This window comes from Cupriavidus lacunae (assembly GCF_003353055.1).
In the GTDB taxonomy this organism is placed as follows: Bacteria; Pseudomonadota; Gammaproteobacteria; order Burkholderiales; family Burkholderiaceae; genus Cupriavidus; species Cupriavidus lacunae.
Genome location: NZ_QKWJ01000063.1, coordinates 14,180 through 35,420, shown reverse-complemented (window position 1 = coordinate 35,420; position 21,241 = coordinate 14,180). Strand labels below are relative to the sequence as shown.

Below are 21,241 nucleotides of genomic sequence, written 5' to 3'. Positions count from 1 at the left end.
CTCGGCTCAGACATCTACGACGCCAATGTCTTCGATGGCGACGCCGGTGGCTGCCTCATAAGCTTGTTGGACAACCGCCGGTTGTCCGGCGTGGAAGATGAAGTGGCGCAGTAGCTTGCCCCACTTCGGGTGTCGTTCATATTCGGCTCGTGGCAGGCCGTTCAGAAAAAATTCACGCGAATCGCTTGGCAGCATCACGCGGTGATTGGCTTGCGCGTCTCGGATGACTCCCTTGGGATCGTGTCCTTGTGCCACGGCGTCGACGTCGTCGAGCAGCCGACGGCGGATCATCGCGATGCCTTTGTCACTGGCGCCTAAGGTTTCGCGTGTGCGGTCCGTCACCGGGCCTTGCCCGACCCAGGCAATGATGTCCTGGTTGATGACATGGCTGGATATCCAGCGGCCAGTGGCAGGATCGCGGGTGGGGCTAGTCCAGCTGGGGATCTCTTGTTGTACGAAGGGTTCGGCCTCACGGGGCACCCGGATGAAGGACCACGTAACGCTTAGCGTATTGGTGTCATCGACCGGTACACGCCATTCGAAGTGGTCGCCGAGGAAAAAGGCATTTGGCCAAAGGCAGACGCGTCCGATGGTCCAGAGCGGGTGGCGCTCGTCGGTATCTTCGCTAATGCGCTTGTAGATAAAGCCGTGCTCGAATTCCTCAAAGGCAACCTGCAGGTGACGTGGTGCGCGCTGTCCTGTGTTGCCGCGCAACTGGCGCCCCCAGTTAGCATGCATCCATTCGAAATGGACCGGATCGATGGAGTTCTCCTGCGCCTGTAGCCAGTTGCAGGGGACTTCGGCGAATACCACCTGGACGAAACCGTTGGCCCAACTGAAGGGCTCCCAGTCAGGCAGTTGGGGCGCTGGATCCGGCCCGAGATACGCCCACAGCATGCCGGCTTTCGGCGCAACCCGATATGCTTTGAGGTGTACGCGCTCCCGCAGCCTTCCTGTCGGGTCGACCACTTGCTCGAACGGTTGCTCGACGCAGCGGCCGTGATGGTCATAGCACCAGCCGTGGTAGTTGCAGCGCAAGCCGTTCGTCTCTACATACCCGTAGGCAAGATCGGCGCGGCGGTGAGCGCAGTGCCTGTCCACCAGGCCGTAGTTGCCGCTCAGGTCCTTGTATAGAACCAGGTCCTCCCCCATCAGCCGGACAGGCTTGATGGGTTCGCGTTCCAATTCGTCGATACCCGCGATCGGGTGCCAGTGGCGACGCAACACTTCCCCCATCGGTGTGCCTGCACCTACGCTGGTCAGGATTCGATTCCTTTCCTCGCTCAGCATTTGTGTGCCCTCCTGTTGATCAGAGCTCTGCACGGAAGCCGGAGGCCTTGATGACAGGCGCCCAGGTTTCAAGTTCGGCGCGCTGGCGGCGAGCCATCTGCTGGTCATCCAGGTAGTCGGGCACGACCGCAAGCTGTTTCATCAGGAAGTCGCGCGATTGCGGCGAAGACAGGATCGTGCGCAGTGCCATCTGCATGCGCGCTATCTCTCGTGCTGGTGTGCGGGCCGGCGCCCACATCGCAGTCCAGCCGTCACCTTGGGTAACGTCGAAGCCTTGTTCGGCCATCGTCGGGATGTCAGGCGCCAGCACTGAGCGCTTGTCACTGAAAATGCCGAGCAGCCGGATGCGCTCCGTTTGGTGGTACTTGCGCAAATCCTCCAGCAGTGTGACAGCGCTGGCGATGTGGTCTCCGAGGAGATCGGTAATCATCGGAGGCGTACCTTTGTATGGAGCCACTGGCAGGTCAATTCCGGCGCTCCTGGCGAACTGGATGCCAAGGAAATGGTTCTGACCTCCGAGTCCGGGTACACCGAAGTTGGCCTTGTCTGGATTGGCCCTGACCCATCGTACAAAGCCTGCTGCATTGCGAGCCTGCGTCCTGGCGCCGGCCGCCATGCCACATGGGAAGGAGACTAGGCCGGCCACCGGCTCGAAATCTTTCCACAGATCCCATTTGAGTTGTTTGCCGAAGATCAGCGTCTGGAAAGTCGGTGTCGCATTGGGCGCGATCATGTAGGTGAGTCCATCCGGCTGGGCTGTCTTCAGCGTATCAGCCGCCAGCCTGCCACCGGCACCCACACGGTTCTCAATGATCACCGGCTGACCGAGCAGTGCAGGCAGCGAATCAGCAAAGAACCGCGCGATGGCATCGGTACCGCCGCCGGGCGGCAGGCCCAGGAGGATGCGAATGGCGGGTTTGCCGCGCAGCTGCGCGAACGAGGCCGCGGGCGCGGCGAGGCCGGCGCACGCCGCCAGCAAGAGCTGACGGCGCCAGGGGGAGCGGGGGCTGGTCATCGTTGTCTCCGTCTTCTTGTCAGTCTTGCCGGCTCAGGGCGCCGTGGTCAGCGAACGCCAGTCTTCGCCGGCGGGCAGCACGCCGCCGACAGAAAAGATCTGGCTGTAGTCGAGATCGGGGTTGTCGGCGAGTGTCGGCGTCTTGCCGGCCTGGAACTCGCGCACCGACTTCAGCAGCGCCTGCCGCACGCGCAGCACCGCGCCGTCGGCCGAGCAAAGCTGCTCGGTGGTGCGGTCAGCAATCGGGCCCTGGCCGATGAACATGGCGAAGTCTTCGGTGCCGAGGTGCTGCGGGAACCCGGTGGCATGGCCGCGGCGCATCAGGTCGCGGTTCTGGCCCCAGTTGTCGGCGGGCGTGCCCGGCGGCAACGGCGGAAAGTTCCACACGTCTGGCGTGGCCGACATGACGGTCATGCCGAGCGGGCGGTGCGGGTTGAAATGCACGAACCAGGCGCGGTGGGTGACATCGTCCACCGGTGTGGAGAAGAACACCGTGCTCGGACCTTTTTCATCGGGCGCGCAGATGATGCCGTACCACGGCATCACGAAGTTGTTCACGCGCGCATAGAGCTTGTCGTCGGGCAGCGGGCGCAGCGCCGCGTAGCGGTAGCCGTAAGGGCGATCCTCGAATTCCAGGCGCGGTGCCAGTGCCTGTGTCATGTGCATGCGCTGGTTGCCGGAGCCCGCGGTGATCTGCGTGGTCGATTCATGCAGCACGCCGACGTGCGAAGAATCCATCGATGCTTCCACGCCCTGCACCCAGTTGGTCGGCACTTCCTGGCTCGTGACCGATCGCTGGTCTTCGGGCAGCGACGTGAACGGCAGGTCGGGGAACTTGGGTGCCTGTTCGCCCTTGCCGAGCCACACCCACACGATGCCGCCGCGTTCCTGCACGCCGTAGCGGTTCACGCGCACGTGCTTGCAGAACTGCGCCTGGTCGCCGACATGGTTCGGTGCTTCCATGACTTCGCCGGTGGTGCCGAGTTTCCAGCCGTGGAAGATGCAGCGCAGGCCGTTGTCCTCGTTGCGCGCCATCAGCAGCGAGGTCTTGCGATGCGGGCACAACTCATCGAGCACGCCCACCGCGCCGTCGGTGCGGCGGAAGGCGACGTAGTTGCTGCCGAGCAGGCGCACGCGTACGGGCGCGCCGTCCGCCACCAGCTTGGCCGACGGCACCGCCGGCAGCCAGTAATGCTGGCGGATCATCTCGCCCATCGGCGCGCCGTTCTCGACGCGCGTGAGCAGCTCGTTGTCTTCGCGGGTCATTGGCATGTCAGCACTCCTCGTCGGTGCGGAAGGCGCGCGAGTACAGGCGCCGGCAGTTGCATTCGAAGATGTTCTTGCGCTGCTCGTCGGTCAGCCACGAGATGCCTTCGATGACCGGCTTCATGTCGTCGTAGTCGCGGTCGGTCAGCGGGTCGCGCGAGCTTCCGGTGCCGGGCTTCTCGGTGCCGAACAGCACGTTGTCGGTGCCAGCCACCTTGAGCAGCAGGTCGATCGCCTCGGTCGAGTAGTTGCAGGTGTCGAAGTAGAGCTTGCGCAGCTGCTCGTCGAACGTGACGGTCTCGCCCTTGCGCACCGACCAAGAGCGGAAGCGGCCCATCTGGTATGGAATCGCACCGCCGCCATGCGCGACGACGATCTTCAGGTTCGGGAATTCCTGGAACACCTTCGAGTTCAGCAGCGAAATCACGGCAATGCTTTCCTCGTTGATGAACTTGAGCGTGTACGACTCGCGCGCGCTGCAGCTGCCCGCGGAGTGGATCAGGCCCGGCACGTCCAGGCGCGTCATGGCCTCGTACAGCGGATACCAGAACGGATCGCCCAGCCCCGGCGGCGTCGGGCCTTCGCTCTCGGTCGGATCTGGATTGATCAGGCAGCCGACAAAGCCGAGTTCGTTCACGCAGCGTTCCAGTTCCTGCACCGCGCGCTCGGCCGGCGATTCCAGCATGTGCTGCGGCAGCCCGGCCACGCCGCGGAAGCGGTCCGGGAACATGGCGACGAAGCGCGCGATGATGTCATTGCAGTGGCGCGACCACAGCTCGGTCACGCGGCCCGGCTTGACCGAATGCATCTGCAGGTACGGGCGCGGCGAGATGAACTGCACGTCGGTGCCGACGGCGTCCATGCTGCGCACCAGTTCTTCCGCTGCCTTGCGCACCGAGGCGTCCGGAATCTTCGGCGTGGTGGACGGGTTGGCGCGGCCGCCGATCAGTTCCGCCATGTAGCGGAAGCTCTCCGGGGGCATGACGACGTGGGCGTGGGAATCGATGATCATGGTGTTCAGCCTTGGTTGGCGCCGGCCAGGACGGCCAGGCATTCGAGTTGCAAGAGCATGCCGTGCTGCAGGTCATGCACGACGATGTGCCGCGCGGGGCGGTCTTCAGGGTTCGGGAAGCACTGCAGCCATTCGGCATTGATGGCTTCGCGCACGCTGTTGTCCTTCACGTAGATGGTCATCTTGACCACGTCCGCCACGCTGCCGCCGCCGGCCGCCAGCACGCTGGCGAGATTGCGGAACGCGTGCGCGGCCTGTGCCGCCGCGCCATGCGGCAGTTCACCGGTGGCCGCATCCTTGCCCGAGATGGCGGAGGTGCAGATGACATTGCCCACGCGGGCGCCGGTGGGAATGGGAGCGTTGTGCGCAAGGCCGGGCACATCGAGCGAGCGAAGAGGTCTGGTCATGGGATGCCTGAGGGTTCGGGAATGGCTGTGATCAGGACGCGGCGGCATGGCCGCCGTCGAAGAAATGGGTCGGCACGGTCGCCAGGAATTCGGCGAAGCCGGTCGTGCCCGCGGGCACGTGCAGCGTCATGGCCGCGGCGGCCTGCTGTTCGTCGCCGGCGCGGATCGCGTCGGCAATGCGCTGGTGCTCTTCCAGTGACTTCGCGACTTGCTGCCCGGTGGCGAAGTCGCGCATGCGGTAGCGCTGCAGGCACCGCCGCGCCGCGCGGATGTGGCCGGCCAGGACCTCGTTGCGGCAGCCCTGGTAAATGGCTTCGTGAAAGGCCGCGTTCGCGGCGGCGTAGCCGACCGCACCCGGCGTCGCCGCGACGCGCCGGCACAGCGCCAGGCCGGCGTCGAGCGCCGCATGCAGCGCTTCGTCGCCGCGGCGCGCGGACAGACGGGCCGCCAGGGATTCCAGTTCGCCCACGTATTCCAGCATCGCGCGCACCTTGCCGACGGACAGGCGCGCGACCACCGCGCCCTGGCGCGGGGCAATGCTGACCAGTTCATGCGCGGCGAGCTGCTGCAAGGCTTCCCGCACCGGCGTGCGGGATACGCCAAAGCGCTGGGCCAGCTCCCGCTCGTCAAGCGGCTCGCCGGGACACAAAACACCGGCCTCAATCTCGGCCTCCAGCGTGGCTCGGATGTCTTCGGCCCGGCTGTGACGTCCGGCGGGGCGGGGTGGGTTCAGGGTGGGGTCGGTCAGTTGCATACGGTTTGACGCAAAAAAGCATCTCTTTGTCGTTTAAAAATATACAACAAAAAAAGGCTGGTATGCAAAGACTGGAAGAAAAAGATCGGCATGCCGATGGCAAGGATGCCAGGGCGTTCATGTCCTACGCTAGGAGGACGCAGACTCATGCGCCAGGCGGGGGGCTGGAAATTCCCCGGAATTCCATGCCGTACTTGACCATATCGCCTTCGGGCGAGTGGTTCCAACAATGCATCCAAGGACGTTGCGGCGGTGGCGTGGAAGACGCTGATACCGCCTCGTGGAGGGCCGGCCACCTCAGATCGCCTAGGGGAAACCCCTTAGAAAGTTTTCGAGTATATGGCTTAGTGGTGTATTGAAACTGCAATTCTGGTATGCCAGAATGCAGCCAAGACGAAACAACTGCCCCTTTCCTGGAACAACCAACCCATGAAGACCTCTGACTTTCCCGGCGCGCAGGCCGGACAGCCTCAACCCGCGGCCGAAGCCGCGGTGGCTGCCGCGACCAGCGTTCTCCGTCCGGCTTCCATTGCCATCGTCGGTGCTTCGGCGGACGCGCGCTCGTTCGGCGGTTTTGTGCTGGCGAATCTGGAGCGCTTCGGCTATGCCGGGTCGATTCACCTGGTCAGCCGCAGCAGCACCGAGATCAATGGCCGCGGCTGCGTGAAGACGGTGGACGACTTGCCCGCCGGCATCGACCTGGCCGTGCTGGCGATTCCCGAGGCGGGCGTGCTCGACGCCGTGCGCAGTCTGGCTGCGAAGGGCACCCGTGCGGCGGTCCTGTTCGCATCCGGCTATGCGGAAACCGGCGAGGCCGGCCGCGCACGGCAGGACCAGCTGGCCGCCGCCGCGCGCGACGCCGGCATGCTGCTGCTCGGACCGAATTGCATGGGCTTCACGAATTTCGAGGGCAACGTGCCCGTGACCTTCGAGGCCGTCCAGCCCTATCCCTGCGACGGACGACCGGGTATCGGCGTGGTGGCGCAAAGCGGCGCGATGGCCGCGAACATGCGCGACGCCTTCATCGGGCGCGGCCTGCCGCTGACCGCCGTGGTATCCACGGGCAATGAAGCATCGCTCGGTGTCGAGGACTTCGTTGCCCACTACATCGACGACCCGCAGACCCGCGTGCTGGCCGTGTATGCCGAACAGGTACGGCGCCCGCGTACGTTCCTCGCGCTGGCGCGCAAGGCGCGCCTGGCCGGCAAGCCCATTGTGATGCTGATGCCGGGCCGCAGCGAACGGGCGCGCGAAGCGGCCCAGTCCCACACCGGCGCGCTGGCCGGCGATCACGCCACCGCCTGCGTGGCGCTGGCCCGCGAAGCGGTGGTGCTGGTCGATACCCCTGACGAACTTGTCGACGCTGCGGCGATCCTGCTGCGTTTTCCGGTGCCGCCTGCCGGTGGCCCGGCTTTTATGACCGGGTCCGGTGCGATGAAGAACGTCGCGCTGGACTTCTGCGACGGGCTTGGCCTGTCGTTGCCGGCTCTCGGAGAGGAGACGACGGCACGCCTCAAGGCCATGCTGCCGGACTACGCAGTGGCCGAGAACCCGCTCGACTACACCACCATCGGCGTGCGCAACCCCGGCCTGGTCGGCGAAGTGCTGCTGACCATGCTGTCTGACGCGGCAGTGGGCAGCATCGTGCTCAGCATTCCCGCCGGGCCCGAAGTGGCGCAGCGCGACAAGGCCGAGCACATCGTGCCGGCGCTGGCTCGCGCCGGCAAGCCGGCGGTGCTGGTCGTCACCGGCGACAGCGGCCCGATCGAGACCTTCTTTGTCGACGCCATCCGCGCCAGCGGCGTGCCGTTCTTCCGCTCGCCCGACCGTGCGCTGCGCGCGCTGGCCCGGGTGTCGGCCTATGGCGAGGCCCTGCAGCGTGCCGGGCGGGCGAGCCAGTCCGTTCCGGCGGCGGTGCCGCTGCCCGGCGCGGTACCCCCGTCGGGCGTGTTTGCGGAATACCAGGGCAAGGCGTGGCTGGCTGCTGCGGGCCTCACCGTGCCCGAAGGCGCGCTGGCGACCAGCGCGGACGAGGCGGCGGCGATTGCCGCGCGCATCGGCTACCCGGTGGTGATCAAGGCGCAGGCAAGCGAGCTGCCGCACAAGAGCGATGTGGGCGGCGTGATCGTCGGCCTGGCCGATGAAGCCGCACTGCGTGCCGGCTGGAGCCGCCTGCAGGTAAATATCGTCACGCACCGCCCGGGCCTGCGGCTCGACGGGGTCCTGGTTGAGGCGATGGGCCCGCGCGGGCTGGAGCTGGTGGTCGGCGCACGGCGCGATGAAGGCTGGGGGCCGGTGGTGCTGGTCGGCCTTGGCGGCGTGTGGATCGAGGCCTTGAAGGATGTGCGGCTGATCCCGGCCGACCTGGCCGAAGCCGATGTGGTGCAGGAACTGGGTCGGCTCAAGGCGGCGTCCCTGCTGCGCGGCATCCGTGGCGCGGCCGCGGTCGACGTGGCTGCGATTGCGCGCGCCGTGACGCTGATCGGCGCACAGATGCGCGCCAACCCCGCGATCACCGAGATCGATGTCAACCCGCTGGTGGCGTACCCCGACCGCGTGCTCGCGCTCGATGCGCTGGTCGTCTGCGCCCCGTAAGCCTGAATCCAAGGCACACATTCCACGGCTCATCACCATGAAGCTGACTTTTTCCCCCGCCGACGAGGCGTTCCGCCAGGAGGTGCGCGCGTTCGTCAAGGCGAACCTGCCTGCCGATATCCGGCGCAAGGTCGAACTCGGCCTGCGCCTGGAGCATGCCGACTACGTGACGTGGTTCCGCATTCTCGAAGCACGCGGCTGGCTGACGCCGGGCTGGCCCGTGGAACACTGCGGCCCGGGCTGGAACCACGTGCAGCGCTATATCTTCGACGAGGAAACCATGCTGGGCGGCGCGCCGCGCATCATCGCCAGCGGCATCCAGATGCTGGGCCCGGTGCTGATTGCCTTCGGCACGCCCGAGCAGAAAGCGAAGTACCTGCCCGACATCCGCCAGAGCAACACATGGTGGGCGCAGGGCTTCTCCGAACCGGGCGCCGGTTCCGACCTGGCGGCGGTGCGGACCACCGCGGTGCTGGAACCGGACGGCAAGCATTTCGTGGTCAATGGCCACAAGGTGTGGACCTCCTACGCGCACTGGTGCTCGATGATGTTCGCGCTGGTGCGCACCGACCCGAACGCGACCAAGCCGCAGGAGGGCATCTCGTTCCTGCTGATCGACATGAACACCCCGGGCGTGGAGGTCCGGCCCATCCGCATGCTCGAAGGCGGCACCGACCTGAACGAGTGCTACCTCGACAACGTGCGGGTGCCGGTGGAGAACCTGGTGGGCGAGCTGAACAAGGGCTGGTCCTACGGCAAGTACCTGCTGGGCCATGAGCGAACCGGCATCGCCGGCATCGGCTCGTGCAAGCAGCAATTGAAGCGGGCCCGTGCGCTCGCGGCCAGCGAAGGGCTGGACGGCGACGCGGTGCTGCAGTCGCGCCTGGCGCAGTTCGAGATCGAGCTGCTGGCCCTGGAATTCACCGCGCTGCGCCTGCTCAGCGCCAACCAGCAAAGCCGGGTGCCGACGGTAGAGGCGTCGATGCTCAAGGTTCGCGGCACCGAGCTGCGCCAGGCCATCTACGAACTGCTGGTGGAAGTGGCGGGCCCGCATGCCATACCGTTCGAGGAATCGGCGCTGCGCGGCGAGCAGGACGAACCCGCCAGCCCGCTCGAACTGTCGGCGCTGGCCGCCAACTACCTCGACGCGCGCAAGCTGTCGATCTACGGCGGCGTCAACGAAGTGCAGCGCAACCTGATCAGCAAGGCCTTCCTCGCGGCCTGACACCTCTCCGAGACCATGGATTTCTCACTCAACGACGAACATATCGCGCTGCGCGATGCGGTGCGCCGCTTTTGCGACGGCGAGTACCCCGCGCATCGCCGTGGCGATGCCGAAACGGACGGCGAAGCCGCCGCGCGCTGGGCCGCCATGGCCGACCTCGGCCTGCTCGGGCTGCCGCTGGCCGCTGACGTCGGCGGCAGCGAGCAAGGCCCGACTGAAATGATGCTGGTGGCGCAGGAACTGGGCCGGGCGCTCGGCGGTGGTGCGTGGCTGTCGAGCGTGGTGCTGGCCGGGCAACTGCTCGACGAGGCCGGCACGCCACCGCAGCGGCAGCAGTGGCTGCCGGCACTGGCCGCGGGGCAGGCACGGCTGGCGCTGGCGATCGGCGAAGCCGACGCCCGCTATGACCTGTCGCACGTCGGCACACTGGCGCGCCCCGACGACGATGGCTGGGTGCTCGACGGGACCAAGACGCTGGTGCTCGATGGCGCGCAGGCCGATGCTTTCATCGTGGCTGCGCGCACCGCAGGCGAGGCTGCCGACGAGCAGGGCGTGACGCTTTTCCTCATTCCGGCCGATGCGCCCGGACTGGCCGTGCGCGAGTTCCGCACGCTGGACGGCCGCAGCGCCGCGCACCTCACGCTGCGCCATGTCGGCGCCGGTACCGATGCGGTACTGGGCCAGGCCGGCGCCGCGCTGCCGGTGATTGTCGCCGCCGCTGACCGCGCCAACGCCGCCCTGTGCGCGGAGGCCGTCGGCGCGCTGGAAGCCCTGCTGGACCTGACCGCGGAGCAACTGAAGACACGCAAGCAGTTTGGCTCGTTGCTGGCGAAGTTCCAGGTGCTGCAGCACCGCGTCGCGGACATGCTGATCGCGCTCGAACAGTGCAAGTCGATGGCCTGCGTGGCTGCCATGGCGGTCGCCGACGGCGACGCAGCGCAGCGCCGCCGGCTGGTGTCGGCGGCCAAGACGGTGATCGGCCAGGCGGGCCGGCAGGTCGGGCAGTGGGCGATCCAGATGCACGGCGCCATGGGCATGACCGACGAATGCCGCGTCGGCCACTACGCCAAGCGCCTGATGGTTATCAACCAGCTGTTCGGCGACGCCGGACACCACCTGGCGAGTTTCGCCAGGCAGGCCTGACCGGCGCCTGGCCGGTTCGCACAAAACAATACACAGGAGACAAAGACATGGCCCTCATCCATACCCTAAGGTCAGCCTGCGGCGTGCTAGCGCTGGGCCTGGCATTCGCCTGCGGTGCGCAGGCGCAGGAGAAGCAGCCGATCAAGTTCCTGGTCGGCTTCCCGCCCGGTGGCTCGACCGACACCGTGGCGCGCGTGCTGGCCGAGAAGCTGCAAGGCGAACTGGGGCAGACAGTGATCGTCGACAACCGCCCCGGCGCCGGCGGCCGCGTGGCGACAGGCATGCTCAAGCACAGCGCACCGGACGGGCTGACCTACATGGTGGCGCCGAATGCCACCGCCATCTTCCCCACGCTGCTGTATCCGCCGGCCACGCTCAAGTACGACCTGCTGACCGACCTGACGCCGGTCGCGGTGGTGATCTCCTATCCGCTGGCGCTCGTGGTGAGCACCCAGACGGGCGTCACAGATGTGAAGGGCTTCGTGGAGTGGGTGAAGGCGCATCCCGGCAAGGCCATGTTCGGCACCGCCGGCCTGGGTGGGCAGACGCACTTCACGGGCCTGCAGTTCGGCAAGGCCATTGGCGTGCCAATGAACGTCGTGCCTTACAAGGGCAATGGCCCGCTTGTCACGGACCTGCTCGGCGGACAGCTCTCTTCGGCCGTGATGACGGCCGGCGACATCCTGCCGCATGCGAAGAGCGGCAAGGTTCGCATCATCGCCGTGTTCGGGGCGGCGCGCTCGCCGCTGTTGCCAGGCGTGCCCACGGCGACGGAGCAGGGCGTGGCGGTTGACAGCGGCGAAGCCTGGGCCGGCATCTGGGCTCCGGCTCGCACGCCCAAGGCCGAACTGGACCGCATGCAGGCGGCGCTCGGCAAGGTCCTTGCCATGCCTGATGTGCGCACCACGCTGCAGACGCGCGCCACGCTGAATCCCGATTTCCGGCCGGCCGCGGACCTGGACCGCCTCCAGCGCAAGGAACTGACCTACTGGGGGCCGGTGATCAAGGCCAGCGGATTCACCCCGGACCAGTGACGCCCGAGGCAACACCCGACATATCTTCCCAAGCTCCTGCCATTCATCATGACCCTGAACGGATCCGCCTACATCGTGGGGGCCTACGAGCATCCCACACGCAAAGCCGATGACCTGTCGGTGGCGCGCCTGCATGCCGACGTGGCGCGCGGCGCGCTGGCCGATGCCGGCCTCACCGCCGCCGATGTCGACGGCTACTTCTGTGCCGGCGATGCACCGGGCCTGGGCAGCACCACGATCGTGGAATACCTTGGTCTGAAGCCGCGCCACGTGGATTCCACCGAATGCGGCGGCTCCGCGCCGATCCTGCACGTAGCGCACGCTGCCGAGGCCATTGCCGCGGGGCGCTGCAACGTCGCGCTGATCACGCTGGCCGGACGGCCGCGCGCGGCGGGCGCTGCGCTGGCGCTGCGGGCACCGGACCCGGATGCGCCCGACGTGGCCTTCGAACTGCCTTTCGGCCCGGCCACGCAGAATCTCTATGGCATGGTGGCGAAACGCCATATGTACGAATTCGGCACCACCAGCGAGCAGCTAGCGTGGATCAAGGTGGCCGCGTCGCATCACGCCCAGCACAATCCGCACGCCATGCTGCGCAACGTGGTGACGGTGGAAGACGTGGTCAATTCACCGATGGTTGCCGACCCGCTGCACCGCCTGGACTGCTGCGTGATGAGCGACGGTGGCGGGGCGCTGATCGTCGCACGCCCCGAGATCGCCCGCCAGCTCAAGCGTCCGCTGGTGAAGGTGCGCGGCACTGGCGAAGCACCCAAGCACGCCATGGGCGGCAACATCGACCTGACGTGGTCGGCCGCCGCATGGTCGGGCCCGACCGCGTTTGCTGAAGCCGGCGTCACGCCTGCCGACATCAAGTACGCGTCGCTGTATGACAGCTTCACCATCACCGTGCTGATGCAACTCGAAGACCTGGGCTTCTGCAAGAAGGGCGAGGGCGGCAAGTTCGTCGCCGACGGCGGCCTGATTTCCGGCGTGGGACGCCTGCCGTTCAACACCGACGGCGGCGGCCTGTGCAACAACCATCCGGCCAACCGCGGTGGCGTCACCAAGGTGATCGAGGCCGTGCGCCAGCTGCGCGGCGAGGCGCACCCCGCGGTGCAGGTCCCCAACTGCGACCTGGCGTTGGCCAGCGGCATCGGTGGCGCGCTGGCTTCGCGCCATACCGCGGCCACGCTGATTCTTGAAAGGGAATGAACACCATGAGCACACACGCTACTCCGGCCACCTCTGCCAACGCGGCCGCAAAGGCGCCGCCCGCCGGTCCGCGCAAGATTCCCGCGCCGCGCACGCTACCGGAAAGCCAGCCGTTCTGGGAAGCCGCGGACGCCGGCCGCCTGGTGATCAAGGCCTGTCTGGACTGCCACGCACCGCACTACTACCCGCGCGACATCTGCCCGCACTGCCAGTCCGACCGCACTGAATGGCGCGAGACCGGCGGCTTTGGCACGGTCTACTCGTTCAGCACCATGGGCAAGGGCGAGGCCGCCTGGACGCTCGCCTACGTAAGGCTGGAAGAAGGCGTGACGATGATGACCAACCTGGTGGACTGCGACCCGCGCGAGATCGAGATCGGCCAGCGCGTGAAGGTCGTGTTCAAGCCGAGCGATGGCGGCTACGCCGTGCCGATGTTCACCCCGGCATAAAGACCTGAGGCAACGACCATGGCTGATACCCGACACAACGAACACGGCACGGGCGAGCGAAAGGGCCCGCTGTCCCGCTTCACCATCCTCGACGCCTCGCGCGTGCGCGCCGGTCCCACCGCGGTGCGGCTATTCGCCGACATGGGCGCGCGCGTGATCAAGCTGGAGATCCCGCCGGGCGCACCCGGCGGCGACGACATGATCGGCGGACGCGACCACAACCGCGCCGACTACGAGAACCTGCACCGCAACAAGGAAAGCCTCACGCTCAACATGAAGACCTCGGAGGGCGTGAAGATCCTGCATGAACTGGTCAGCCGCGCCGACGTCTTCATCGAGAACTACCGCCCCGACGTGAAGCACCGCCTCGGCATCGGTCCGGACGCTCTGCGCGCGATCAACCCGCGGCTGGTCTACGCGAGCATTTCCGGCTTCGGCCAGGATGGCCCCTACGCGGGCTGGCCCGGCTTCGATTCCATTGCGCAGGGCATGGGTGGACTGATGAGCGTGACCGGCAAGCCGGGCGAAGGCCCGATGCGCGTCGGCATTCCGCTCGCGGACCTTTGCGCGGGCCACTTCTGCGCGATGGGCATCCTTACGGCGCTGCTGGAGCGCGAGGCGTCGGGCGAAGGGCAGTGGGTGCAGACCTCGCTGCTCGAAGCGCAGATCGCCATGCTGGACTTCCAGGCCGCGCAGTGGCTGGTCGACCGCAAGATTCCCGAACAGACCGGCAACGAACATCCGCTGACCGTGCCCACGGGCGTGTTCGCCACCAGTGACGGCTACCTGAACATCGCCGCGATCGGCCAGACCATGTGGAAGCGCCTGTGCGAGGCGCTGGAAGTGCCGCACCTCGTCGACGAGCCTGGCCTGGGTTCCGATCCGGAGCGCGTGCGCAACCGCGACAAGGTCAATGCCGCGATCGAGGCGGCGCTGCGCACGCGCACCACCGCCGAATGGACCGAGCGGTTGCTGAAGGCCGGCGTGCCGTGCGGCCCGATCCATCGCGTGGACCAGGTATTTGCCGATCCGCAGGTGAAGCACCTTGGCGTGGCCTGGCCGATGGAGCACGCCGAGCTTGGCGATGTGGCGCTGGTCGGTCAGCCGATGCGCCTGTCGCGTTATCCGCGCGACCTGCCGCCGCAGCCCGCGCCGGAGCAGGGCGCCAATACCGACGACATCCTGCGCGAGCTTGGCTACAGCGCGGCACAGGTCGGCGAGCTGCGCGCCGCCTACATCGTTTGAACGAAGGACACTTCCATGGCAAGACTCGTCGCCGCTTTCGGTTCCTCCCACAGCATCATGCTGGTTTGCCAGCGTGAAGACTGGCAACACGGCTTCCGCCAGGTCGATCCGAAGAACCCGCACTACTTCGACCGCGCCGGCAATCCGACCACCTATGAAGCGCTGCTCGCGATCGCCCCGGACGATGCCGAGTCCATGGTGACGCCCGAGCGCATGGGCGAACGCTACGACCAGGCCGAAGCAGCCATGGACGAGCTGCGAGACCGCATTCGCGCGGCGCGGCTCGACGTGCTGCTGGTGGTGGGCGATGACCAGACCGAGCTGTTCCGCACCACCAACAACCCGGCGTTCGCGATCTACTACGGCGACACCATCCGCAATGCGAAGCGCGACGAAAGCGCCTCCGACGGCTGGTACAAGAAGGCCCGCATGGTTCGCCAGGAGCCTGACGCCGACCGCGACTACCCCGTCAACGCCGACATGGGCCGCTGGATGATCCGCGAACTGTGCGACCGCGATTTCGATATCACCGCGATGGACGGGCTCGAACGCGGGCAATTCGAAGGCCATGCGTTCTCGTTCATCCATCGCCGCTATCTGCAGGGGCTGGACCTGCCGGTGGTGCCGGTCATCGTCAACACCTTCGATCCGCCTAACCAGCCCACGCCGCGCCGCTGCGTCCAGCTCGGCGCCGCGCTGCGCGAGCTGATTGCCGCCTATCCCGAAGACCTGCGCGTGGGCGTGCTGGCCTCGGGGGGGCTGAGCCATTTCGTGGTGGATGCCGATCTCGATAACGCGATCATCGACGCCATCCGCAGGAAGGACACAGGCTTCCTCGCTTCGCTGGACCCGCGCCAGCTCCAGGCGGGCAGCTCCGAGATCCGCAACTGGCTGATCGCCGTCGAGGCCGTGCGCGATCTCGACCTTGAATGGGTCTCCTATGTCCCGGGTTACCGCACGCCTGCGCTGACCGGCACTGGCCTGTGCTTCGCGGCCTGGCAGACGCTGGACTGAATAACCGAACAAAAGCCATATCAACGACCATGAGTGAAACCGAATCCAACGTACAAAGGCTGCGCCGGCTCGACTGCTGCGCAGTATCCGACGCGCTCGACAAGCTGCAATTGCCGGGTACTGTCACCGGCCTGCCGCAGCGCTCCGGCTCCGGGCGCATTGCCGGCCGGGCCATCACCGTCAAGCTCGGCACCGGCGCGCCGCCGCCGGGACCGGCGCGCCATCTCGGCTGCACGGCAATCGAACAGGCGGGCCCGGACAACATCATCGTCGTCGAGCAGCGCACCGGCGTGGAGGCGGGGAGCTGGGGCGGACTGCTGTCGCTCGGGGCCAAGGTGCGCGGCGTCGCCGGCGTCGTGGCGGATGGTCCGGTGCGCGATATCGATGAAGCGCTCGATTTTGATTTCCCCGTGTTCAGCCGCGCACTGACCGCGTTCACCGCGCGCAGCCGCGTGGTGGAGCAGGGCACCAATGTCCCGGTGCAGATCGGCAACGTGACAGTGGAAGAGGGCCACTACGTGGTGGCGGACCGCAGCGCGGTGATCTTTATCGCTGCGCGCGACATCGCCCGCGTGCTGGAGACGGCAGAAGCCATCGTGCGCAAGGAGGCCGTGATGGCGAAGGCCATCCTGGGCGGCACGCCGATCGGCGACGTCATGGGCGGCAATTACGAACACATGCTGAAGGGTTGAGAGACATGAGCGAACAACAAGATATCAACGTCGCGCGCGCCGCGAAGCTGGACACCGCCACGCTGAGCGACGCGCTGGACAAGCACGGCATAGCGGGCCAGTGCTATCGCATCAAGGCCCGTGGCGAGGGCTTTGCCACAGCGGGGCGCGCCTACACGCTGCTGTACGGGCCGGCATCGAACCCGCCCGGCACCGTGGGCGACTACATCGACGACGTGCCACCGGGCAGCATTCTTGTGCTCGACAACGGCGGCCGTGACAATGCCACCGTCTGGGGCGACATCCTGACCGAGATCGCGTATCGCCGCGGCATCGCCGGGACGGTCATCGACGGCGTGTGCCGCGATGTCGCGCTGTGCCGCCAGCTCGGCTACCCGGTGTTCAGCAAGGACCACTGGATGCGCACGGGCAAGGACCGCGTGCAGGTCGAAGCGACCAATGTGGTCGTGAATATCGGCGATGCGCGCGTACAGCCCGGCGACATCCTGCGCGGCGACGCCGATGGCGTGGTGGTCATTCCGCGCGAGCACGAAGCCGCGGTACTCGATACCGCCGAGCAGATCGAGCACGCCGAGAATGCGATCCGCGAAGCCGTGCGTGGCGGCATGCGCCTGGACGAGGCGCGCCGCCAGTTCCGCTACCACCAGCTGCAGACCAAGGGAGCCTGACCATGGCGGAACACGACGCAAGCAGCACCACGATTCGCGACTTCGAGCGGGTCAGCGCCGAGCTCGTCAACGATGCGCGCGCATTGCCGACGGCCACGCTGCATGAAGCGGGCGGCAAGATCGGCGTGGTGTCGCCGGCCATCAAGCCCGTCGCCCCGGGCTTCCGCATCTGCGGCCCGGCACTGACGGTCCATTCGCCCGGCGGCGACAACCTGTGGCTGCACCGCGCGCTGGACATTGCGCAGCCCGGCGACGTGCTGGTGGTGCATGTAAGCGGCGCCTACGAGCACGGCTACTGGGGCGAGATCATGACCACTGCCGCAAAGGTGAAGCACCTCGGCGGGCTGGTGATCGACGGCTGCGTGCGCGATGGCGTGTTGCTGGAGCAGATCGGCTTCCCGGTGTTCGCGCGCGGCTTGTGCATCCGTGGCACGGGCAAGGACTATGGCGCGAGCGGCTGGCTCAATGCGCCGGTGCTGATTGGCGGCGCACGCGTGGAAGCCGGCGACCTGGTCGTGGGCGACCGCGACGGCGTGGTGGTGGTGCCGCGCACCCGCGCGGCCGAGGTCGTGCGCAAGGCCCAGGACCGCGAGGCCACTGAAGCTGCCATTCTGAAGCGGGTGGAGGCGGGCGAGACCACCATGCGGATCTACGGCTTTCACTGAGCGAGGCCCGATGCCATGAGCGAGACCCCGCAAGGACAGCCGCCGGAACTGGCCGTCGACGGCCATATCGCGGTCATCACGCTGCGCCGCCCCGAGGTGGCGAACCGCCTCGAGCCGGAGGACCTTGACGTGTTGCGCCAATACTTGCAGACCGTGAACGCGGACAGCGAGATACGCGTGCTGCGCATCGAGGGGCAAGGCCGGTATTTCTGCAGCGGCTTCAATATCGGCCGCCTTGGCGGCGAAGATGTCGGAGCCCGCTTCGAGGCGCTGGCCAATGCGCTCGAACAGGCGCGGCCGGTCACCATCGCCGTGCTGCACGGTGGCGTCTACGGCGGCGCGACCGATCTCGCGCTCGCATGTGATTTCCGTTTCGGCGCGCCTGAAGCCGACATGCATGTACCGGCGGCCCGTCTCGGCCTGCTGTTCTACCGCGGCGGACTGGAGCGCTACGTCACGCGGCTGGGGCTGGCCGCGGCCAGGCGCGTGATGCTGCTGGCGGAGCGCCTCGACGCCGACGCCATGCTTCGCATTGGCTATCTCGATGCCCTCGAAGCGAGCGTCGACATGCTGCGCTCGCGTGTGCGGGAAGTCAGCGACAGGTTGGCCGGCATGGCGCCGCTGGCACTGCTCGGCATGAAGAAGCACATGAACCGCATCGCGCGCGGCCTGCTCGATGCCGACGAGCTGGCGAGCGACATCGCCCGCGCGGACGCCTCGGATGACCTGCGCGAAGGCGCGCTGGCGTGGCGCGAGAAGCGGGCGCCGCGCTTTACCGGACACTGAAACCGATATGACCCCCGACAACTACTTCACGCGCATGCGCTGCGGCGAGGTGCCCCCACCGGCCGTCTGTGGCCTGCTTGGTGCCGAGGTCCGCGCCGTCGACACGGAAGCGGGCACGCTGGAAGCCGCCTACGTGGCGCAGGACACCTTCCTGAACCCTGCCGGCCAGGTTCAGGGCGGCATGCTCGGCGCGATGCTCGACGATGTGACCGCCATGCTTGTCACCGCGACGCTGGCCGACGGTGAGTTCTGTTCGACGCTGAACCTCAATCTGTCATTCCTCCGGCCGGGCAAGCCGGGGCCGCTGCAAGGTCACGCGCGGCTGGAGCGGCGCGGCCGCAGCGTCTGCAACGTGGTCGGACAGCTCTGGCAGGACGATCAGTTGCTGGCGACCGCCACGGCCACCTGCATGGTGGCGCGGCGCGCCTGAGCGCCAATTTCCCAACCCGAACAATTAGCCAGGAATACCCATGAAACTGGTCAGCTTCGTCCATCAGGGACGGCAGAGCTTTGGCGCCACGACGGCCGGCGGAGTGATCGACCTCGGCGCGCGCCTGCGCATTGCCGACATCGGTGCGGCGCTGCGCAGGCAGCCCGTGGAGGTGCTGATGGACATGGCCGCCCGCCACACGGCCGATCTGCCTGAAGCCGACGCACTCGACGCCTACCGCCCGGTGGTGGCCGATCCGCGCAAGATCCTCTGCGCCGGCCTGAACTACGCCGGGCACGTCCGCGAAACGCGCAGGGAGGTGACTGTGCGGCCGACCATCTTTTTTCGCGTCGCCGCCTCGCAGGTCGCCCACGGGCAGCCGATCCTGCTGCCGCCAGAATCCACGCGGCTCGACTATGAGGGCGAGATCGCCGTCGTGATCGGCAAGTCCGGCCGCCGCATTCCGGAGGAGAAGGCGTTCTCGCACATCGCCGGCTTCGCCTGCTACAACGACGGCAGCATCCGCGACTGGCAGGCCCACACCTCGCAATGGGGACCGGGCAAGAATTTCCAGTGCACCGGCGGATTCGGCCCCGCACTGGTGACGGCCGACGAGATCGGCGAGGACGAGATCCTGACGCTGGAAACGCGCCTTAACGGCCAGCTCATGCAGCATGCGACGACCGACATGCTGATCTTCTCGATTCCCACGCTGGTCGCCTATTGCTCGACCTTCGTCGAACTTGAAGCCGGTGACGTGATCGTAACGGGCACGCCAGGCGGCGTCGGGGCGCGCCGGGAGCCGCCGGTCTTCATGAAGGATGGCGACATGGTGGAGGTGGAGGTCAGCAAGCTCGGGGTGTTGCGAAACCCTGTGCGCAGTGAAGTCGCGGGATGAGCATCAACTGGGCGACCGTATTCGAGCCACGCGCACTTCAGTGAGATACGCTCTGCGGCGCTTCAGTTCAACAGGGAAACAGGCGAGAAAAATAGACGCATCACACATGCTTCATTATGGAAGAAAACCAGATTCGCGCTGTCGCGCGCGCCTTGTCTGTGCTTCGATTGATGAACACCGCGCAACGTTGGACGCTGCATGAATTGCACCAAAGGCTGGCGCTCCCGAAAACCACATTGTTCCGAATCCTGTCGACTCTCCAGTCCGAGGGATATGTTCAAGCCGATATTGCCAGGGGATATTACGCGCTGACCAGGAACGTGCGAGAACTGGGTGGCGGTTACACCGAGCAGGCCGAGATTGTCTCTGCCGGAGCATCCATAGCCATCAGGGTGACCAGGGAAATCAAATGGCCGCTCGCGATTGGTGTCAGGGATCGCAATATGCTGGTCATTGGATTCAGTACCATGCCCTACAGTCCGGTCGCCGTGCGTGCTACGACCATCGGGCATAGTTTGCGACTGGAAAGTTCGGCAATGGGGCTAGCGTACCTTGCCCATTGCAGCAAGCAGGAAAGGAGCATTGTGCTGGATCTGTTGCAGACCATGACCCCCACCGACGGTGGCACCGCGCAAGCATTGCTCGAGTCAAAAATTGCCGAAGTGGCGGCCCAGGGACATGCCGTGCGCCAAGCCAACGAGGCTAGCGATTCGGCAACACTGGCAGTACCAATCTGCCTGAGCGGCGTGGCGATCGCCGCTTTAGGCATGACCACCTTCGGTCGCCTCATGACCACGCCTACCATAGAACAGTTCCTTCCTGTTCTGCGTGAGACGGCAAACGAAATCTCGGCGAACTACAGCAGCCGGGATTTCGGAGAATTTCAGTCCGGCACCGGTACACGGTAAAAATCGAGCGAGAACGCGACCATCGTGTAAAGCCCGATAAGGCCGACAAGATCGGAAACACCCTGGTGGCCCAACACCCGTACGGCACGTCGATGTAACTCGTCATCGACGTTTCGTTTCTCCATCAGTCCAACCGCCAGATCATACGCAGCTTGCTCGATCTCATTATCGAAGCGCGTAAATTGCCGCGTCTTCAGCGTGGCCAATTGCTCGGACGTAAGCCCCAATTCACTTCCCAGCCTTTCATGCCAAAACCATTCGAAAGCGGAGTTCCAATAGGCCGCAACGACCAGGATGGTGATTTCCTTGACACGTCGTGTCATCGGCGCCAAATGACCTACATATTCGGCAAAGCGGTTGGCGACCTCGGCAAACTCAGGGCTATGCAGCCAGATTTCCATGTTTACAGGCAAGTCCTTGCGGGGGCCCGTTCGGATGCGGTTCACCAGGTCGGCTTGAGCCGGCGTCATGTCGGTTTCGGCGATCCGGTACGGACGGCCAGCGGTCTCACCGATTCTTAAGGACATTGGGGG

Annotated in this window: 22 protein-coding genes; 15 read left to right on the top strand and 7 right to left on the bottom strand. The window is 66.3% G+C overall.

All coding sequences use genetic code 11. The features are described 5' to 3' along the window. Positions 1-6: 6 nt before the first annotated feature. The 6 genes from DN412_RS31580 to DN412_RS31555 are packed head-to-tail and all read right to left on the bottom strand — an operon-like array spanning position 7 to position 5,744. Entirely contained in the window at positions 7-1,290 is a 1,284-nt protein-coding gene (locus DN412_RS31580) for an aromatic ring-hydroxylating oxygenase subunit alpha (RefSeq protein WP_115215174.1), read from the bottom strand. A gap of 19 nt (positions 1,291-1,309) precedes the next feature. Further along, complete coding sequence (locus DN412_RS31575; protein WP_115215173.1) at positions 1,310-2,305, bottom strand: tripartite tricarboxylate transporter substrate-binding protein; 996 nt, start codon at positions 2,303-2,305, stop codon at positions 1,310-1,312. A gap of 33 nt (positions 2,306-2,338) precedes the next feature. After that, positions 2,339-3,577, bottom strand: coding sequence for a Rieske 2Fe-2S domain-containing protein (locus tag DN412_RS31570; RefSeq protein WP_115215172.1), 1,239 nt, complete (start codon positions 3,575-3,577; stop codon positions 2,339-2,341). 1 nt (position 3,578) lies between these two features. After that, positions 3,579-4,583, bottom strand: a complete 1,005-nt coding sequence (locus tag DN412_RS31565; protein ID WP_115215171.1) for an amidohydrolase family protein — start codon at positions 4,581-4,583, stop codon at positions 3,579-3,581. Between the two features lie 5 nt (positions 4,584-4,588). Next, positions 4,589-4,990 (bottom strand): RidA family protein, encoded by a 402-nt coding sequence (locus DN412_RS31560; RefSeq protein ID WP_115215170.1) that lies wholly within the window; start codon positions 4,988-4,990, stop codon positions 4,589-4,591. Positions 4,991-5,021: 31 nt separating this feature from the next. Further along, positions 5,022-5,744, bottom strand: coding sequence for a GntR family transcriptional regulator (locus tag DN412_RS31555; protein ID WP_115215169.1), 723 nt, complete (start codon positions 5,742-5,744; stop codon positions 5,022-5,024). A 429-nt stretch (positions 5,745-6,173) separates the two neighbouring features. Here DN412_RS31555 and DN412_RS31550 point away from each other — a divergent pair, with 429 nt between their 5' ends. The 15 genes from DN412_RS31550 to DN412_RS31480 all read left to right on the top strand — a co-directional run bounded on the left by DN412_RS31550 (position 6,174) and on the right by DN412_RS31480 (position 20,708). Continuing rightward, positions 6,174-8,339, top strand: coding sequence for an acetate--CoA ligase family protein (locus DN412_RS31550; RefSeq protein ID WP_115215168.1), 2,166 nt, complete (start codon positions 6,174-6,176; stop codon positions 8,337-8,339). A gap of 37 nt (positions 8,340-8,376) precedes the next feature. Beyond that, positions 8,377-9,564 (top strand): acyl-CoA dehydrogenase family protein, encoded by a 1,188-nt coding sequence (locus tag DN412_RS31545; RefSeq protein WP_115215167.1) that lies wholly within the window; start codon positions 8,377-8,379, stop codon positions 9,562-9,564. A gap of 15 nt (positions 9,565-9,579) precedes the next feature. Beyond that, complete coding sequence (locus tag DN412_RS31540) at positions 9,580-10,707, top strand: acyl-CoA dehydrogenase family protein (protein ID WP_115215166.1); 1,128 nt, start codon at positions 9,580-9,582, stop codon at positions 10,705-10,707. A gap of 47 nt (positions 10,708-10,754) precedes the next feature. After that, complete coding sequence (locus tag DN412_RS31535; RefSeq protein WP_115215165.1) at positions 10,755-11,741, top strand: Bug family tripartite tricarboxylate transporter substrate binding protein; 987 nt, start codon at positions 10,755-10,757, stop codon at positions 11,739-11,741. Positions 11,742-11,789: 48 nt separating this feature from the next. Beyond that, positions 11,790-12,953 carry a thiolase domain-containing protein gene (locus DN412_RS31530; protein WP_115215164.1) on the top strand — a complete coding sequence of 388 codons (1,164 nt, stop codon included), beginning with the start codon at positions 11,790-11,792 and terminating at the stop codon, positions 12,951-12,953. A gap of 5 nt (positions 12,954-12,958) precedes the next feature. Then, positions 12,959-13,402, top strand: coding sequence for a Zn-ribbon domain-containing OB-fold protein (locus DN412_RS31525; RefSeq protein ID WP_244222850.1), 444 nt, complete (start codon positions 12,959-12,961; stop codon positions 13,400-13,402). A gap of 18 nt (positions 13,403-13,420) precedes the next feature. After that, positions 13,421-14,647 (top strand): CaiB/BaiF CoA transferase family protein, encoded by a 1,227-nt coding sequence (locus tag DN412_RS31520; protein ID WP_115215162.1) that lies wholly within the window; start codon positions 13,421-13,423, stop codon positions 14,645-14,647. Positions 14,648-14,662: 15 nt separating this feature from the next. Beyond that, a complete protein-coding gene (locus DN412_RS31515) occupies positions 14,663-15,661 on the top strand; it encodes a DODA-type extradiol aromatic ring-opening family dioxygenase (protein WP_115215161.1) in 999 nt (332 codons plus the stop codon). A gap of 29 nt (positions 15,662-15,690) precedes the next feature. Further along, on the top strand, positions 15,691-16,353 hold the full coding sequence (locus DN412_RS31510) for an RraA family protein (protein WP_115215160.1): 663 nt from the start codon (positions 15,691-15,693) through the stop codon (positions 16,351-16,353). A 5-nt stretch (positions 16,354-16,358) separates the two neighbouring features. Continuing rightward, positions 16,359-17,021, top strand: a complete 663-nt coding sequence (locus tag DN412_RS31505) for an RraA family protein (protein WP_115215159.1) — start codon at positions 16,359-16,361, stop codon at positions 17,019-17,021. A 2-nt stretch (positions 17,022-17,023) separates the two neighbouring features. After that, the gene (locus tag DN412_RS31500; protein WP_115215158.1) at positions 17,024-17,686 is read left to right on the top strand and encodes a 4-carboxy-4-hydroxy-2-oxoadipate aldolase/oxaloacetate decarboxylase; all 663 of its coding nucleotides are present in this window, start codon (positions 17,024-17,026) and stop codon (positions 17,684-17,686) included. A gap of 15 nt (positions 17,687-17,701) precedes the next feature. Then, positions 17,702-18,472: an enoyl-CoA hydratase/isomerase family protein gene (locus DN412_RS31495; protein WP_115215157.1), complete on the top strand. Its 771-nt coding sequence runs from the start codon at positions 17,702-17,704 to the stop codon at positions 18,470-18,472. 7 nt (positions 18,473-18,479) lie between these two features. Next, positions 18,480-18,902 (top strand): PaaI family thioesterase, encoded by a 423-nt coding sequence (locus DN412_RS31490; RefSeq protein ID WP_115215156.1) that lies wholly within the window; start codon positions 18,480-18,482, stop codon positions 18,900-18,902. A gap of 40 nt (positions 18,903-18,942) precedes the next feature. Further along, complete coding sequence (locus tag DN412_RS31485; RefSeq protein WP_115215155.1) at positions 18,943-19,800, top strand: fumarylacetoacetate hydrolase family protein; 858 nt, start codon at positions 18,943-18,945, stop codon at positions 19,798-19,800. Positions 19,801-19,916: 116 nt separating this feature from the next. Next, positions 19,917-20,708: a helix-turn-helix domain-containing protein gene (locus DN412_RS31480; RefSeq protein WP_115215154.1), complete on the top strand. Its 792-nt coding sequence runs from the start codon at positions 19,917-19,919 to the stop codon at positions 20,706-20,708. On the opposite strand, the gene DN412_RS31475 is transcribed toward DN412_RS31480, so the two are convergent. Next, positions 20,684-21,235 carry a carboxymuconolactone decarboxylase family protein gene (locus DN412_RS31475; protein ID WP_115215153.1) on the bottom strand — a complete coding sequence of 184 codons (552 nt, stop codon included), beginning with the start codon at positions 21,233-21,235 and terminating at the stop codon, positions 20,684-20,686. The two genes, DN412_RS31480 and DN412_RS31475, sit on opposite strands and share 25 nt — an antisense overlap. Positions 21,236-21,241: the final 6 nt, after the last annotated feature.

What these genes read in the sequence shown, in the direction of transcription:
- DN412_RS31580 (WP_115215174.1), bottom strand. Translation starts at nt 1,290, where the DNA reads ATGCTGAGCGAGGAAAGGAATCGAATCCTGACCAGCGTAGGTGCAGGC.
- DN412_RS31575 (WP_115215173.1), bottom strand. Translation starts at nt 2,305, where the DNA reads ATGACCAGCCCCCGCTCCCCCTGGCGCCGTCAGCTCTTGCTGGCGGCG.
- DN412_RS31570 (WP_115215172.1), bottom strand. Translation starts at nt 3,577, where the DNA reads ATGCCAATGACCCGCGAAGACAACGAGCTGCTCACGCGCGTCGAGAAC.
- DN412_RS31565 (WP_115215171.1), bottom strand. Translation starts at nt 4,583, where the DNA reads ATGATCATCGATTCCCACGCCCACGTCGTCATGCCCCCGGAGAGCTTC.
- DN412_RS31560 (WP_115215170.1), bottom strand. Translation starts at nt 4,990, where the DNA reads ATGACCAGACCTCTTCGCTCGCTCGATGTGCCCGGCCTTGCGCACAAC.
- DN412_RS31555 (WP_115215169.1), bottom strand. Translation starts at nt 5,744, where the DNA reads ATGCAACTGACCGACCCCACCCTGAACCCACCCCGCCCCGCCGGACGT.
- DN412_RS31550 (WP_115215168.1), top strand. Translation starts at nt 6,174, where the DNA reads ATGAAGACCTCTGACTTTCCCGGCGCGCAGGCCGGACAGCCTCAACCC.
- DN412_RS31545 (WP_115215167.1), top strand. Translation starts at nt 8,377, where the DNA reads ATGAAGCTGACTTTTTCCCCCGCCGACGAGGCGTTCCGCCAGGAGGTG.
- DN412_RS31540 (WP_115215166.1), top strand. Translation starts at nt 9,580, where the DNA reads ATGGATTTCTCACTCAACGACGAACATATCGCGCTGCGCGATGCGGTG.
- DN412_RS31535 (WP_115215165.1), top strand. Translation starts at nt 10,755, where the DNA reads ATGGCCCTCATCCATACCCTAAGGTCAGCCTGCGGCGTGCTAGCGCTG.
- DN412_RS31530 (WP_115215164.1), top strand. Translation starts at nt 11,790, where the DNA reads ATGACCCTGAACGGATCCGCCTACATCGTGGGGGCCTACGAGCATCCC.
- DN412_RS31525 (WP_244222850.1), top strand. Translation starts at nt 12,959, where the DNA reads ATGAGCACACACGCTACTCCGGCCACCTCTGCCAACGCGGCCGCAAAG.
- DN412_RS31520 (WP_115215162.1), top strand. Translation starts at nt 13,421, where the DNA reads ATGGCTGATACCCGACACAACGAACACGGCACGGGCGAGCGAAAGGGC.
- DN412_RS31515 (WP_115215161.1), top strand. Translation starts at nt 14,663, where the DNA reads ATGGCAAGACTCGTCGCCGCTTTCGGTTCCTCCCACAGCATCATGCTG.
- DN412_RS31510 (WP_115215160.1), top strand. Translation starts at nt 15,691, where the DNA reads ATGAGTGAAACCGAATCCAACGTACAAAGGCTGCGCCGGCTCGACTGC.
- DN412_RS31505 (WP_115215159.1), top strand. Translation starts at nt 16,359, where the DNA reads ATGAGCGAACAACAAGATATCAACGTCGCGCGCGCCGCGAAGCTGGAC.
- DN412_RS31500 (WP_115215158.1), top strand. Translation starts at nt 17,024, where the DNA reads ATGGCGGAACACGACGCAAGCAGCACCACGATTCGCGACTTCGAGCGG.
- DN412_RS31495 (WP_115215157.1), top strand. Translation starts at nt 17,702, where the DNA reads ATGAGCGAGACCCCGCAAGGACAGCCGCCGGAACTGGCCGTCGACGGC.
- DN412_RS31490 (WP_115215156.1), top strand. Translation starts at nt 18,480, where the DNA reads ATGACCCCCGACAACTACTTCACGCGCATGCGCTGCGGCGAGGTGCCC.
- DN412_RS31485 (WP_115215155.1), top strand. Translation starts at nt 18,943, where the DNA reads ATGAAACTGGTCAGCTTCGTCCATCAGGGACGGCAGAGCTTTGGCGCC.
- DN412_RS31480 (WP_115215154.1), top strand. Translation starts at nt 19,917, where the DNA reads ATGGAAGAAAACCAGATTCGCGCTGTCGCGCGCGCCTTGTCTGTGCTT.
- DN412_RS31475 (WP_115215153.1), bottom strand. Translation starts at nt 21,235, where the DNA reads ATGTCCTTAAGAATCGGTGAGACCGCTGGCCGTCCGTACCGGATCGCC.